Below are 14,475 nucleotides of genomic sequence, written 5' to 3' on the forward strand. Positions count from 1 at the left end.
AACAAATAAGCAGGTCGGCGTTGCTATTTTGGCAAGGCTTGCGGGTCGACTTCAAGCTGCGGCAGCAACTCGTCCAGAAAGCGGCGAACAATAGAGGGCAAGCGGCGGCCAGCCAGGGCCTGCACTTCAATTTGACGATTCAGCAAGCCGCGTTCATGAATGAAACTGGCTTGCAGCAAACCTTGCTCAATCAGGTGACGAGCCGAGAGCAAGGCCGACACCGTCACGCCTGCGCCGGACAAGGCAAATTGATGCAGAGACTGCATGTGATTGCTGCTGAATACCGGGTCCAGACTCAGGTTCTGTGCGCTGCAGGCCACATCCATCATTTGCCGCACGGTGGTGTCGGGGCCGGGCAAGGCCAGAGGGTGTGCCAGAAGGCTTTTCAGGCTGATGCGTTCGGTACGGGTTACTGGGTGGCCGGGAACCGCCAGAGCCATGACAGGCGCATCGCGGCGGAATAAGGTCTTGATGTCTTTTTCAGCCGTCTGGGTGAATTTGATGCCTATATCAATCTGGCCGCTTAGCAGCAGCATGGTGATGCGGTGTGGTGGCAGTACGTCCAGTTGAAAACGTATGCCCTGATGTTTTTCACGAAACTGTGCAATGCATTGCGGCAGTAGCTGGGCGGCCAAACCTTCAGAAGAGGCGATGCGTATCAGGCCGGTTTGCAGTCCTTGCAAGGCGGCAATATCGTGCAGGGTGCGTTCGGCATCCATGGCGCTGCGACGGGCATGGGCCAGCAGTAGTTCTCCCGCAGCGGTCAGATTCATGCCACGGGCATGGCGCTCGAACAAGGCCATGCCCAGGTTTTCTTCCAGTCCGCTGATCTGGCGGCTGATGGCCGATGTGGCTACATGCAGATTGCTGGCCGCCTGCGAGATAGAGCCACAACGCGCTACTTCCTGGAAGTAGCGCAGTGCGGTCTCCTGAAGATGGCGTGGGTTCATACCAGACTGCCGCGCAGCTCGGCGGCAATCTCGTAGGAGCGCAAGCGCTTGTTGTGGTCAAAGATATTGGCGTTCAGCATCAGCTCGTTGGCACCTGTCAGCTGAATGAAGCCTTTCATCTGTTCAAGCACTTGCTCCGGATTGCCAATGGCCGTACAGCTGAGCAAGGAGTCCAGCAGATGCTGGGCCGGCGGGCTGCATTGCTCGTAGTAATCACGCACGGGGGGTGGCAACTGGCCTGGACGACCACTGCGCAGGTTCACAAAAGACTGTTGCCAGGAGGAGGCCAGCAGCTTGGCTTCGTCTTCCGTGTCGGCGGCAAAGACGTTGTAGCCCAGCATGACGTAAGGTTTTTCCAGATGCACGGAAGGCTGGAACTGACGGCGGTAAACCTCAATAGCGTCCATCAATTGAGCAGGTGCAAAATGCGAAGCAAAGGCGTAGGGCAAGCCCAAGGCGGCGGCCAGTTGAGCACCAAACAGGCTGGAGCCCAGAATCCAGACCGGCACATTCAGTCCGCGACCGGGCACGGCCATGATGCGGTTGCGCGGCTCGTCGGACATATAGTCCATCAGCTCCAGCACGTCGCGCGGAAACTGGTCGGGGTCGCTGTTCAGATTGCGGCGCAAGGCGCGGGCGGTTTCGGGGTCGGAGCCAGGGGCACGACCCAGGCCCAAGTCAATACGGCCGGGGTACAGGGAGGCCAGCGTTCCAAACTGCTCGGCAATCACCAAAGGGGAATGGTTGGGCAACATGATGCCGCCCGCGCCCACACGAATGCGGCTGGTTTGACCGGCAATGTGCCCGATCAGAACTGAAGTGGCTGCACTGGCAATACCGGGCATGCCGTGGTGTTCGGCCAGCCAGTAACGGTGATAGCCCCACTGCTCGGCATGACGGGCAATGTCCGCCGAACAGCGAAAGGACTGGGCCGGGGTAGAGCCCTGAACAATAGGGGACAGGTCTAGGACGGAGAGCGGATAGCTTGGCTTCATGGCATCAGATTCAAATTGGACTCAGGATATAGTCGATCCATCGTTAGGCAGCGTCAAGTAAACCCATAGCATAGGCAAGGATGTTCAGATGAAAGAAACCAGTCGTCGCACCGTCAATCATTACCAGGACCATGCGCAGGCTTATCGGGACGGCACGTGGGATCATGATGTCAGCCAGAATCGCGATGCTTTGTTGGCAGCCATCGGCTTGCCGGGGCCTGTGGATATTCTGGATCTGGGCTGTGGACCGGGGCGGGATCTGGTCGCGTTTCAGGCCATGGGTCACCGCCCGGTGGGCCTGGATGGCTGTGCGGCTTTCGTGGAGATGGCTCGTCAGCAAACAGGCTTGCCGGTGCTGCATCAGGACTTTCTGGATTTGAATTTGCCCGCTGTGGCTTTTGATGGTGTGTTTGCCAATGCGGTTCTATTCCATATACCCAGCGCGGAGCTGCCTGCGGTTTTGACTGCTTTGCGACACAGTCTGCGACCGGGCGGCGTGCTGTTCTCCTCCAATCCGCGTGGTCAGGGGCAAGAAGGCTGGAATGGTCAGCGCTATGGTTGCTACTACAGTTGGGAGCAGTGGTCAGAGCGTCTGGAGCAAGCGGGCTTTGACTATATCGATCACTTTTATCGCCCCACAGGCAGGCCGCCGCAGGAGCAGCATTGGCTGGCTTCCCTGTGGCGCGTACCGGCTTGAACAGGTGCAAAATGGTGAATCCCTGACCTGGCTACTTAGGTGGTTGTTTTATAAGCCTATTTTTTGCTAATACAGGGGTTTTCCCTATTTTTATGCACATCTTTTGTGGATAAGCCGGTTTTCAACAAGCTGAGGCTTGCCCGAGGAAAAAAATGGTAAAGAATTGTCGATTCTCTGCTCGCTATTTCTAAGTGCTTGATTGCACGGGGATAAGTGCAGTGATTCACGGTTTATCCTGTGACTTGTCCACATTTTATGGGGATAAGCTGGCGTCTGTTTCCGGATTTGGATGTTTTCTGTTCGTGGTTTTCAAGTGGCTGATACTACGGAAGGTTTTTCTGATTTGCCCAGTTTTTCCTATGAGCTATCCACAGTTTTCGGGGATAAGATGGTGGGCTTGCTCAACTTGGGTTCAGACCCGTCCCAAGGCTATGATGCGCACTAGCAATGTTTACCCTTGGCGGCCAGTCCCTTCGGTGCTTTGCCTTTTAATTGAGGAGATTGAAACGTGGAAAAATTGCAAGCCTGGATGACAGAGTTTCCAGCCGTTGTCGCGATTGCGCTCAACGTCGTGATTGCTTTGTTGATTCTGATTATTGGCTGGTGGCTGTCTGCCGTCGCCGGTCGTGCCATCAAGCGCATGGCAGCCCGCTCGCCTCGAGTGGATCCGACGATTGTGCCTATGGCCCAGTCCGTAACGGTCTGGACAATCCGCATCTTTGTGCTGATTGCCGTGTTGGCCCGTTTTGGTGTGCAGACCGCCAGCATTATCGCGGTACTGGGTGCCGCCGGTTTGGCGGTGGGCTTGGCCTTGCAGAACACACTGCAGAATATCGCCGCCGGCATCATGTTGCTGATGCTGCGTCCCTTGCGTGCGGGCGAGTTTGTGTCGGTTGTTGGTAAAGGTGACGGCACTGTGCAGGAAGTGGGTTTGTTCCTGACCCGCTTTGAGCAAGTGGATGGCATTCAATTCACGCTGCCCAACAGCCTGATCTGGGGCAACCCTATCATCAACTACAGCCGTAACACCACTCGTCGTTTGGACTTCGGGGTGGGCGTACGTTATGGCGATGATCTGGACCTGGCCATCAAGCTGCTGCAAGACCTGCTCAATGAACATCCTCAGGTGCTGAAAGACCCGGCTCCTTTGGTCATGGTCATGGAGTACAAGGACAGCGTAATCACCGTCAATCTGCGTGCGTGGATCAATGCTGCTGACTTCTGGGATGCCCGTTTTGATCTGTTCCGCCGTGCGGTCCAAGTGCTGAATCAGGCTGGTTTGCAGACGCCCGTTCCAGTACGTGAAATCGTGCAGTCGGTTGGCGAGAAAAAGGCTGCGTGAACATGATGGGTTCAAGGCCTGACTCCGGCTTTGAACCGTGTCCTGCAGGCTTCAAGCCCATGCGGTTCCGATAGAAAGTATGAATGCCCCGAGCCTTGCTTTTAGCGGCTTGGGGCATTTTTTTCGGGTTAGCCTGCATTGGACTTACTGCGGGCTTCTCCCATACTGTACTCTTTGCTCTGGCGCTGTTTTTCCACCTGCCCTCACGATGTTTCTGATCGACGAAAAAATCACGGTACGACGCCTGGAAGTTCTGCTGGCTTTTCTGGAAGCCGGCACGATTGCCCGTGCCGCAGAACAATTGGGCACCAGTGCGGTGAGCGTGCATCGGGCCTTGAAAAGCCTGGAGGAAGGGTTGCGCTGCCCGCTGTTCTTGCAGGAAGGCCGCAACCTGGTGCCACAGGAGTCGGCGCGCGAGCTGGCCGAAGCGGCCAAGGAAACCATACGTACCTTGCAGCACGGTATTGATGCTGCCCGCGAAGCCGGGGGGTATTCGTCGGATCAGTTGCGCATAGGCTCCATGTATTCGCTGACGATACGTTTGGTGCCGCGCCTTTTGGTAGAGCTGAAGGTTCACAAGCCTTTATTGCAGATTGATCTGGTGCTGGACTCCAACGAGAAGCTGCTGCAAAAGTTGCGGGGTGGTCATATTGACGCAGCCCTTATCGAGTTGCCACAGGAGCAACCGGATGATCTGGAAGTGCTGCCCATTTTTGATGATGAACTGATGTTTGCTGCTCCCATGGATTGGCGAGGATCGGACTCGTCCGTGGTGGATCTGGAGCGTTGTTCCAAGGAACGTTTTGTGTCGCTGACCGATGATTTTGCAACGGGGCGGGACATGCAGCGCATGTTGGCCAAAGCCGGGTTTGATGCCGATATTGTGATGCGCACCGGAGACATCTTTTCCTTGATGAGCCTGGTCAGTGGTGGTGTGGGATGCTCCCTTTTACCTGCGCGAGCCAAAGCGGTTTTTTCTGACAAGATTCAGTGGCTGAGCCTGGAGCCGAAGTATCGACATTCACAGCGTATCGGCCTGGTGTGCATGAAGTCGCGCGAGCGCAGCCCGAATGTGTTGAGCTTGTTACGGGCCTGCCGGATCGTGCGTACTCAGTTGGAAAAAGAAGGGCCGACGTCGGGCTGATGCGGGTCTGCGCAAGCCGCTGTCCTGCGTTTATCCAGCCCAGCGAGACAGCCAGCGCTGCAAGCCATCCAGGGTTTGGAACTCATCCACACCGCGCGCAGGAAGCTCCGGATAGCGTTGATTCCACATGGTCGCCAGACTGCGGCCCGGACCAATCTCCAGCACCACATTGGGCTGTCGCTCTTCAATCTGCTCCATGCACGAATCCCATTGCACGGTTTGCATCAACTGCGCTGATAAGGCCTGGGCAGCGGTAGTGGCGTTATGTACCCATACACCGGCATTGGTGGGCCAAGGCAAGGTCGGGGCAGTCAGTTCGCTTTGATTCAGTTGCTCTTGAAAGGCCTGGGATGCGCTGCTCATCCAATGGGTATGGGAGGCAATATTCACGGCCAGGGGTGTGCAACGTGCCCCTTGTTCTTGAGCGAATTTTTCCAGGGCAGCAAGCTTGTCACGTGGTCCCGCACAGACAGCACTATCAGGACCATTGCGTATGGCCAGGGCAGCGCCGTGCGCTTGGCACCATTGCTCAATCGTCCGGATTGAAACCCCACTTATGGCCACCATGCTGCTGTCCTGTCCGGCCCCGGCTTGATCCATCAAGGCGGCTCTTTGTTTGGCTAGCGTGACGGTATCGCTGGTCGATAACACACCCGCTACACAAGCGGCTGCCAGTTCACCAATGCTGTAGCCCGCCACGGCCACCAAAGATCGCCTGGAGGTTTGCAGGGCAGGGACGTGCTCCTGCAATTCCTGCCAAGCGGCCAAGGCGCAAGCTGTCAGCACAACTTGGGCATGGGCATTGGTGCTGGCCCAACGGGTATCGCGCATGGCAGCGCGCCAATCGGGAACGTGCAACTGCTCCTGCATTTGCAGCAGCAAGGGATTGGCCGGATTTATCCAGGGCAGCATGTCTGCGTATTGCATGCCTTGCCCGGAAAACAGCAGGGCGATTTTCATAGTCAGGCTCCAGTAGGGCGACGCTGGCTGGCACTGCCGGGTGCATAGGCTTGCAAGCGATCCAGCCAGCAGCAGGCCGACAGGGTGTCGGCTGCGCCGCCGGGGGACAGGCGACGCTTCATGAAGGCTTGATGCAAGGCTTGGGCGCGTTGCACCGCATCGGGGCTGAATGCACTGCCTGCTTGCAGGTAGTGCATGGCGCAGCGGCGCGCGTAGTGTAGCCCCTCCAGTCCGCCACGATGGGCCAGATTACTATCGTCAAGGACCGCCATAACAGAAAAGAAGGTATGCAAACCCACGGTTTGCAACCGCTGTTCTGCCACTGGTGTGCTGTGCGGAGACAAAGTTTTGACAGCGACTTGCCAGGCGGGCCAGGCCGTTTCAAACAAGGTGGGAAAGCCCTGGGCTGCTTCCTGGTTCGCGCCTTGCAAGCCATAGCGGCGTACCGCCCGTCCACCCGGCAGTGCGGACGAAGCTTGCAGGCTGCGGGCCTGTAAAGCCGCCCCCCATAATGTTTGAAGTTGGTCCCGAATCGTGGCGGGAGTCAGGGTGCGAAAAGGTAGGCAAGCGCCTGCGGCTGCGCACAGCAGGCCCAGCATGAAGATGGCGCCTCGGTGGGTATTGATGCCCCCGGTTGCCGCCTGCATGCGAGCCTCCGCTGCAATCCCGCGAGTTTGCAGCTGGCTGAATGGAACACGCTGTTGGCCCAGAGCCGCCATGTCCGAAAAATAATGGCGCAGGGCAAACAGACTGCGATAAAAAGTGCTGGCATCCATATCGTCATGGCTGCCGCTGTCGAGCAAGGAAACCAGCCCCGGTTTGGGAGCCAGAATCAGTTCGTCATACAGCGCCAGAACCGCCGCACGGCCTATGGCCGCACAACTCCAGGAACGAGATGGATCCATGAAGTCGGCGGCAGTGGGGCGATGCGCCAATGTTCTGGTTTCAATTGCATCAAGCAGCATGAGAGGACTCCGGAGCAGGAGCGTGCTCGGGCCAGTCCGAGTGCGCCTGAATACGTACACCATGAGTGCGTTTGATCATGACTTTGCTGCTGGCACCGCTGCGCCATTGTTGCCATTCACGCCAGGCAATGGCGGCGTCATCGGGGAACAGTAACTCGCCATCCAGGCGGGGCAAACCGGACAATTCGCTGATTGCACTTAATAGCTCCACCAGACGATCTGCTTGCGTGGCGCTCTGCACGGGTAGCAGCAAATCCAGGTCTGAACCTTCACGCACATAGCCCTGTCCTGTGATCAGCTCCCAGCCATAACTGCCATAGACCTGAGCCGTGCAGCCATGTGCTTGCATACGCTTACATAAGCTCAGCCAGTCTTGCGCCAAGGAGGCTGGCAATAAGGTTTGGGCTTCGTGGGCGAGGGGAAAACTGCCCCAAGACAGGCTCTGGTTCTGGGAAACGATCAGGGAAAGACGTTGCCGCCCCCAATCGCTCGGTAAAGGAATACCCACTTGCAACTGTCCGCTACGCAGTTCGCCTGGCTGACGGCTGACGACCAGCGGCCAGCCTCGAGCCTGCCATTGACGCAGGCTCTGGCAGACGTGGCTGGTCGGCTCCAGATCAGCCAACACCTGATCCCAGGCTGTGTTGTCCAGCGTGATCAGGTGGTGACGGCGAGCGGGCGGCTGGGCGTTCATCAGGATGCCTGCAAGACCTGTTCAATGATCTGGGCAGCCAGGCGGCGGCCACCACGTTCGGCACCATCGCTGGCGCGGCGATCCTGATCATTGGATTGAGCCAGTGCTGCCCGCAAGGAAGCACGCAGTTGCTCTGGCGAGCTGCTGTCCCAGACAGACTGAATGCCTCCCATGGCCACATAATTGCCTACGCCGGGCGCAAAGACCGGATTGGACTGCGCCAGCTCTTCCAGCATGGCTTCGGGCAGCTTGGTCACGCGGGCCATGGCAGGAATGCGCATGACGCGAATTTCGGCTTCGGGCACGGCATAGCAGGCATCGGCAATCAGACCGGAGGTGATGAAGCCACCGGACAGGGCCTGGTCGTACACCAGCCCAATGACCTTGTGGCCTTTGCGTCGGGCCAGATCCAGGCACATACCCAAGTGAGCCATGGCGCGGTTGATGCCAAGCAGCTCATCGCGGCGGCGCAGTTGCTGGCCCTGGGTATCGACCAAAAGCAGCAGGCTACGGCCAGGATGGTTCTTGATGGTGTCCAGCACGGCCTGTGCCTGGGTCAAGGCCAGGGACACGCCGATGGGGGCGTGTTCCGTCGTGCCGATCACGGCCAAGGTTTCACCATCAAACTCGGCATTGCCTTGCAAGAACAAATCCTGTTCGCTAATGCTGTGCTGCGTATCGAACAGCGATTGCACCAGTGTTTCCCATTTCATGACAGCGCCTCCTGGCTGCGTAATGCTTTGACGGCTGCAGCATCCATCTGCCCGACTTGATCACTTTGTTCCAGCCCCAGTGCTTGCCACAAGGCTTGGGCCTGATTTTCAGTTTGGTCCCATTGCTCCACAGGCAGCAGGGCTGCGCGGTGTGCCAGCAGCTGATGTTCCTGTTCCAGCTCTTCCAGGGTGACGGGACCACGAGCTGGATTCTTCAAGCCTTGTACGGCAGCGGCGCGGAAAGCGGCCACGGTGTCCGGTACAAGGTCGTCGCAATCGGCAGTCAGCCAGCGGTGTTTTCCGCCACTGGTTTGCCAGACCAAAGCGCGGTCCTTGGAGTCGTATTCTTCGACTCCGTGGGAGGCTTCAATCACTTCCGGGCCGGACATGGCCAGACGGCCGACGTCGCTCATGATCAGGTGGTTGGTGCAGCGGGCCACAATGCCCATACCCCCAAAGCAACCGTTTTGCCCGCCTACCAAAGCAATCACAGGCACTCCGGCATTACGCGTGTCCAGCAGGGCGCGCATCACTTCCGAGACGGCTATCAAACCGGCGTTAGCTTCGTGCAAACGCACACCACCGGACTCCAGCAGCAGCACTACGCCTGCAGGACGGTCAGTCATGGCTCGACGCAGCAGGCCCACCAGCTTGGCGCCGTGGACTTCGCCCACGCCACCGCCCATGAATTCGCCTTCCTGCGCCGCCACATACACGGTCTGCCCCTCCAGCAAAGCGCGGCCGATAGCTACGCCATCATCAAAGGAAGAAGGCACTCCCAACTGGGCCAGATGGGGGCTGCTCAAGCGTTGTGCGGGGGGCAGCCATTCGTGAAAGCTGTTGGCGTCAAACAGAGCCTGGACGCGCTGGCGGGCAGAACATTCCAGATAACTACTCATGACTGTGTTCCTTGTGCTTGGCTGCGTGCCAGGGCTTCGCTGGCGGCCTGGTCCAGACGCAGACTGACCACGGCAGGGGTGGCCCCCATATCGTTAATGTCAAAGTGAATACCGGCCAGCGGATGGCGCTGGTGAAAGTCCCGCACCACCGCATCCCAGATCGTGGAGAAACCACGTGCCGAGGTATGAATATGGATGGTGCATTCGGCGCTGTCCTTGGGCTCGGCCAGCACTTCCAGATTGCCCGAACCTACCACGCCCACCAGCACAGGCTGGAAGGTGCCAATAGGCTCTTGTCCTTTGAAGCTATAGGCCAGAGTTTCCAGGCCGTGAGGAATGTTTGTCATCGTGATCTCCTAATGCAAATAGCGTGGCGGGCCATTACCAGTTACGGAAGCGTGCCGGAGGTTGATACAGCCCGCCGGAGGCTTGAACCAGATCCCGCATGCTGCGTGCGGCCAATAAATTGCGGGTGGCCTGGCGTGGGTCTATGCCCAGATCCTGAGGGCGACGGATGATGCCGCGATCGCGCAGGTTCTCCACCATGCGGGCATCTCGGCCCAGGCCCACTTGCGTGTAGCCGGCAACGCCCCGTATGGCTTGCTCGCGCTCTTCGTCGGTACGGCACAGCAAGAGATTGGCGATGCCTTCTTCTGTCAGGATGTGAGTGACATCGTCGCCGTACACCATGATGGGCGGCAGATCCATGCCGGTCTGCTCCTGCAGGGTCCAGGCATCCAGGGTGTCCACAAAGGCGGGCGTCATGTGTTCGCGGAAGGTTTCCACAATCTGCACCACCAGCTTCTGACCACGTGGCGTACCGGCTGCACCTTGGCGTCCTTGGCGTGCCTCTTGCCCGGCTTTCAACCAGGCGGGGCTGGCGTGGCGACGACCGCGTGCATCTGCGCCCATATTGGGTGCGCCACCAAAACCGGCAATACGGCCCAGCGTGGCGGTGGAGCTATTGCCATGCAGGTCGATCTGCAAGGTGGAGCCGATGAACAGGTCACAGGCGTAGTGGCCAGCCGCCTGACAGAACGCGCGGTTGCTGCGCATGCTGCCATCCGGGCCGGTGAAGAACACATCGGAGCGGGCGCGCAGATAGTTTTCCATGCCCAGCTCGGAGCCGAAGGAGTGCACCGATTGCACCCAACCGGCTTCGATGGCCGGGATCAGGGCAGGATGCGGATTCAAGGCCCAGTGCTGGCAAATCTTGCCTTTCAGGCCCAGTGATTCGCCGTAAGTGGGCAGCAACAATTCAATGGCGGCGGTATCAAAACCGATGCCGTGGTTCAGGCGTTGCACACCGTATTCCGCGTAGATGCCCTTGATCGCCATCATGGCCATCAAGACCTGGATTTCGCTGATCTGGGCTGGGTCGCGGGTAAACAGCGGTTCGATAAAGTGCGGGCGGGGAGCGGGCACGACAAAGTTCACCCAGTCGGCGGGAATGTCCACACGCGGCAGGCGGGTGGTCTTGCTGTCGACCAGCTCGTTGACCTGGGCGATGACAATGCCGCCGGAAAAGGCAGTGGCTTCCACAATAGCCGGGGTATCTTCGGTATTGGGGCCGGTGTACAGATTGCCGTGCTCATCGGCGGCCTGGGCCGCGATGAGCGCGACATTCGGGGTCAAGTCTACAAAGTAACGGGCAAACAACTCCAGATAGGTATGAATGGCACCGATGTTCAGCCGTCCTGCCGAGGCCAGCCTGGCCAGGCGCGCACCTTGCGGGCCGGAAAAGCTGAAGTCCAGGCGGTTGGCAATGCCTTTTTCAAACACATCCAGATGCTGGGGCAAAGCCAGCACGGATTGCACCATGTGCAGGTCATGAATCTGCGCTGGGTCGACGCCCACCAGTGCGTCGGCCAGAAAGTCGGCCTGCTTCTGGTTATTGCCTTCCAGACATACTCGATCTCCTACTTGTAATACGGCTTCCAGCAAGCTGCTGGCTTTATCCGTGCTGCATATCTTGCCTTGCAAAGAGTCTCCCAGTGCGCGGCTGGCACGTTGCAGTCTTTGCTGGCGGGCTTGATTCTTAAGATTCCAGTTGCTGTCCGTCATTGGGTTTCCCTGTCCTACCTCTGTCGATGTGATCCGTTGAGTAAGCTGCCCGACCCTTCAGGTTCGGAGTTCAGGCAGCGCGATAGTTAATGTGCCCAGGCGATGGGCAATGCGGGTGGCCGCTTCCAGTAGCAGGTCATCTTGCCCAGGGCGGGCAGCCACTTGCAGTCCTAAAGGAAGCCCGTGGCTGCCAAAGCCGATGGGCAAGTTGATGCATGGAATGCCCAATGCCGTCCAGGCACGGCACAGCACGGGATCGCCCGTGGTGTCGCGTGTGGGAGCCTCGCCCAAGGCGGCTGCGCTCAGGATCAGGTCTGCGTCGCCGAAGATCAGCTCGGGTTGGCGCTTGACCTGATTGATCAGGCCTTGAGCCTGAATCAGTTCGGCAGGTTGAGTCTGTGCGCATTTATCCAGATAAGTCTGCAAAGCAGGCGAGAGCAGTTCCAGGTGTTGCTGGCGTTCATGGCTTAAATGGGCCAGTACTTCAGCTCCCATGATGGTTTGCTGCGCGTGGGTCAGTTCACCAAACAGACTGTCCCTGTCGCTAAGCTGAACTTCAAACTGGCCGTCATCCGTTTTCAGGTGAGTTACGGTCGCTTCCAGCCGATCACGCAAATCCTCGGCAATGTCCTCCCACCAGGGCGTGTGCAAAAAGCTCAGGCGCAAAGGGGCTTGCTGCAGGACTTGCGATAATTCCGGCGTGCTGCGCAGTGCGTTGAACACACGGCGCACATCCTCCAGCCGCTGGCCCAGGATTCCCACGGTATCCAAAGACGGGCTGATGGTTTTCAAGCCGCTGCTGGGCAAGGCGCCGAAGCTGGGTTTGAAGCCATAAATTCCGCAGAAGGTGGCGGGGCGTACCACGGACCCCGCTGTCTGGGTGCCCAAAGCTACCGGCACCACATTGGCGGCCACGGCAGCGGCCGAGCCGGATGACGAACCGCCCGGCGTGTGCTCCAGATTCCAGGGGTTGCGTGTCTTGGGAGGGCTGAACAGCGCAAATTCCGTGGTGACGGTTTTGCCAAAAGGCACGGCACCGGCCGCACGCAGGGCCTGCACAATGGCAGCGTCCTGGGTGGGGCGGTTGTCGCGATAAATGGGCGAACCATAGGTGGCTGGAGCGTCCGCCGTATTGATCAAATCCTTGATGCCGATGACCAGCCCCTTTAAAGGGCCGGTGTTGTTCTCCTGCTCTTGGGCGACACGCCGTACCTGCTCCTTGTCCAGATGGGCAAAGGCCTGAATCAGATCCTCGGTTTGTTCGTAGCGGGCAATTGCTGCCTCTGCTGCCTCCTGGCTAGATGTCCTGTTTCGGGTAGCGAAATCATTCACAGACATGGCGCGTCCTTAGATCGTGAAGGGTGCGATAAGAATAGCAATCGTCAAAATGACGGTGCCAATCAGAAAGGCCACGACGGTAAAGCCCATGACCTGTCGTACATTCAGGCGCGCAATGGCCAGCACAGGCAGGAGCCAGAAGGGCTGAATCATATTGGCCACCGCTTCACCAAAAGCCACGGCCATGGACATCAGGCCCAGATAGGCGGGGCTGTCCTGACCAATGGCCAGGGCCGACTGCACGGCGATGGGGCCTTGCACACCCCAGTGTCCGCCACCGGAAGGAACAAACAGCGAGATGATGATGGAGGCGATAAAGGTCAGGAAGGGCAGAGTGTATTCATTGGCCCCAGTCACCAGCGCGGAGGACAGAATTTCTTCCAGGGCGCGACCGCCTTCCATAGGGATATAGGCCAGCAAGCCCATGATGCCGCCATACAGCGGGTACTGCAGAATCAGCGGGCCTGCCGTTTTTGCGGACTCGACAAAGGACTTGATAAAGCGGATAGGCGTCCAGTGCAGCAGGGCACCGGTGACGGTAAACAGCATGATCATGGATGAGATGTTCAGCGCAAAACCGCTGCGCACGAAGTAGTACATACCCGCGGCAAAGAACAGCACATTCAGAATCCACAGGTTTTCCAGCTTTTCGGCTGGGGTGCTGGACTTGGTTTTGGGCAGGTCTTTCTCAATGTCCGCAAAGACGGCCGGGTCGGGTGGTAAGGCGTAGTCCGGCTCCATGCGCCAGATCGTCAGGAACAGCAGGATGATCAGGGCCACGACCGGAATCCAGCTATAGGGCTGGAAAATGGTCAGGCTGAAAGGCACCGTCATGCTGGTCAGTTGATGGATGACGTTGATGGGGCTGTTGGGATCGGTATTGGCCAGGGCAATCGAGCTGGACAGACCTTGAGTCCAGAGCAGGTAGCCCATATAGCCCGAGGCAATCAGATAACCAAAGTGCACATTGGGCAAACGGCGGGCAACCTGGCGTGCAACCAGGGCACCAGCCACCAGACCCAGGCCCCAGTTCAGCAGGCAGAAGATCGCGCCCACGGCAAAGCACAACAGGGCGCCTTCAACTTGTGTGCGGGCACGGGAGGCCAACCAGATGATGGCGCGTTTCAAGGGTGGTGCTTCGGCCAGGGTGTAGCCCGTCACCAGAATCAGCACCATTTGCAGGGCAAAGGTGAAAATGCTTTTGGGGCCCCATACCCCGCGATACCAGGCATCCACCATTCCTCCGGGGGTGGCGCCATCGACAAACAGGGCAATCAGTCCTACAACCAGCAAGCTCAGGATGACGGCGAACAGATACGGGTCCGGCATCCACTTTTCTACGTAACGCACGCAGATATTGGTAAAGCGGGTCAGCAAGTTTGGCCTGGGTTTGGCCGAGAGGGTAGCAGTGGTGTTCATGATGAACTTATCCTTGTTTTTGTCTCCCCGACCTGGCTAGTGGGTCGGCTGATGGATGTGGATGCTGGATACACAGTCCCGCTAGCGCGTACTCCTCGGTAATGACTGTTGCCTGTATCTCGCCTTCCTTTTTTATGGTGTGCCCCTTAGGGGGCTTATCGTTGTGCCCACAAGATAGCGACAGGCTAGTGCGTGGATCAATAAAGCAAATGTTGTTTTATTTACGCGCGGCGAAACGATGACGCGTTAACCCTAGGGGGAAAGGGCTTGCGAATGCTGCGACACGCGGCTTTGG

At 58.3% G+C, this 14,475-nt stretch carries 14 protein-coding genes; 3 read left to right on the forward strand and 11 right to left on the reverse strand.

Annotated elements, in window-relative coordinates; all coding sequences use genetic code 11:
* Positions 1-23: 23 nt before the first annotated feature.
* Positions 24-950: a LysR substrate-binding domain-containing protein gene (locus NIZ92_RS04785; RefSeq protein WP_026484229.1), complete on the reverse strand. Its 927-nt coding sequence runs from the start codon at positions 948-950 to the stop codon at positions 24-26.
* A complete protein-coding gene (locus NIZ92_RS04790; RefSeq protein ID WP_026484230.1) occupies positions 947-1,945 on the reverse strand; it encodes an LLM class flavin-dependent oxidoreductase in 999 nt (332 codons plus the stop codon). Before NIZ92_RS04790 ends, NIZ92_RS04785 begins: the two co-directional genes overlap by 4 nt.
* Before the next feature lie 88 nt (positions 1,946-2,033).
* Here NIZ92_RS04790 and NIZ92_RS04795 point away from each other — a divergent pair, with 88 nt between their 5' ends.
* The 3 genes from NIZ92_RS04795 to NIZ92_RS04805 all read left to right on the forward strand — a co-directional run bounded on the left by NIZ92_RS04795 (position 2,034) and on the right by NIZ92_RS04805 (position 5,128).
* Positions 2,034-2,642: a class I SAM-dependent methyltransferase gene (locus tag NIZ92_RS04795; protein WP_254002780.1), complete on the forward strand. Its 609-nt coding sequence runs from the start codon at positions 2,034-2,036 to the stop codon at positions 2,640-2,642.
* 529 nt (positions 2,643-3,171) lie between these two features.
* Positions 3,172-3,984 (forward strand): mechanosensitive ion channel family protein, encoded by an 813-nt coding sequence (locus NIZ92_RS04800; protein WP_035271438.1) that lies wholly within the window; start codon positions 3,172-3,174, stop codon positions 3,982-3,984.
* 208 nt (positions 3,985-4,192) lie between these two features.
* Positions 4,193-5,128, forward strand: coding sequence for a LysR substrate-binding domain-containing protein (locus NIZ92_RS04805; RefSeq protein WP_254002781.1), 936 nt, complete (start codon positions 4,193-4,195; stop codon positions 5,126-5,128).
* A gap of 30 nt (positions 5,129-5,158) precedes the next feature.
* On the opposite strand, the gene NIZ92_RS04810 is transcribed toward NIZ92_RS04805, so the two are convergent.
* The 9 genes from NIZ92_RS04810 to NIZ92_RS04850 are packed head-to-tail and all read right to left on the reverse strand — an operon-like array spanning position 5,159 to position 14,180.
* Positions 5,159-6,088 carry an acyltransferase domain-containing protein gene (locus NIZ92_RS04810; RefSeq protein ID WP_254002782.1) on the reverse strand — a complete coding sequence of 310 codons (930 nt, stop codon included), beginning with the start codon at positions 6,086-6,088 and terminating at the stop codon, positions 5,159-5,161.
* A 2-nt stretch (positions 6,089-6,090) separates the two neighbouring features.
* Positions 6,091-7,053, reverse strand: coding sequence for a triphosphoribosyl-dephospho-CoA synthase (locus tag NIZ92_RS04815; RefSeq protein ID WP_254002783.1), 963 nt, complete (start codon positions 7,051-7,053; stop codon positions 6,091-6,093).
* Entirely contained in the window at positions 7,043-7,747 is a 705-nt protein-coding gene (gene mdcG / locus NIZ92_RS04820; RefSeq protein WP_254002784.1) for a malonate decarboxylase holo-[acyl-carrier-protein] synthase, read from the reverse strand. The genes NIZ92_RS04815 and mdcG overlap by 11 nt, the downstream gene beginning before the upstream one ends.
* Positions 7,747-8,460 carry a biotin-independent malonate decarboxylase subunit gamma gene (gene mdcE, locus NIZ92_RS04825; protein ID WP_226348580.1) on the reverse strand — a complete coding sequence of 238 codons (714 nt, stop codon included), beginning with the start codon at positions 8,458-8,460 and terminating at the stop codon, positions 7,747-7,749. The genes mdcG and mdcE overlap by 1 nt, the downstream gene beginning before the upstream one ends.
* A complete protein-coding gene (locus tag NIZ92_RS04830; protein WP_035270906.1) occupies positions 8,457-9,359 on the reverse strand; it encodes a biotin-independent malonate decarboxylase subunit beta in 903 nt (300 codons plus the stop codon). Before NIZ92_RS04830 ends, mdcE begins: the two co-directional genes overlap by 4 nt.
* Complete coding sequence (mdcC, locus tag NIZ92_RS04835; protein WP_009457832.1) at positions 9,356-9,706, reverse strand: malonate decarboxylase acyl carrier protein; 351 nt, start codon at positions 9,704-9,706, stop codon at positions 9,356-9,358. Before mdcC ends, NIZ92_RS04830 begins: the two co-directional genes overlap by 4 nt.
* A 34-nt stretch (positions 9,707-9,740) precedes the next feature.
* Entirely contained in the window at positions 9,741-11,423 is a 1,683-nt protein-coding gene (gene mdcA, locus NIZ92_RS04840; protein WP_009457830.1) for a malonate decarboxylase subunit alpha, read from the reverse strand.
* Positions 11,424-11,480: 57 nt separating this feature from the next.
* Positions 11,481-12,761 (reverse strand): amidase, encoded by a 1,281-nt coding sequence (locus tag NIZ92_RS04845; RefSeq protein ID WP_254002785.1) that lies wholly within the window; start codon positions 12,759-12,761, stop codon positions 11,481-11,483.
* A 9-nt stretch (positions 12,762-12,770) separates the two neighbouring features.
* On the reverse strand, positions 12,771-14,180 hold the full coding sequence (locus NIZ92_RS04850) for a short-chain fatty acid transporter (RefSeq protein ID WP_254002786.1): 1,410 nt from the start codon (positions 14,178-14,180) through the stop codon (positions 12,771-12,773).
* Positions 14,181-14,475 lie beyond the last annotated feature (295 nt).

It is taken from the genome of Alcaligenes sp. 1735tsa3 (genome assembly GCF_024134565.1).
Lineage (GTDB): Bacteria > Pseudomonadota > Gammaproteobacteria > Burkholderiales > Burkholderiaceae_B > Alcaligenes > Alcaligenes phenolicus.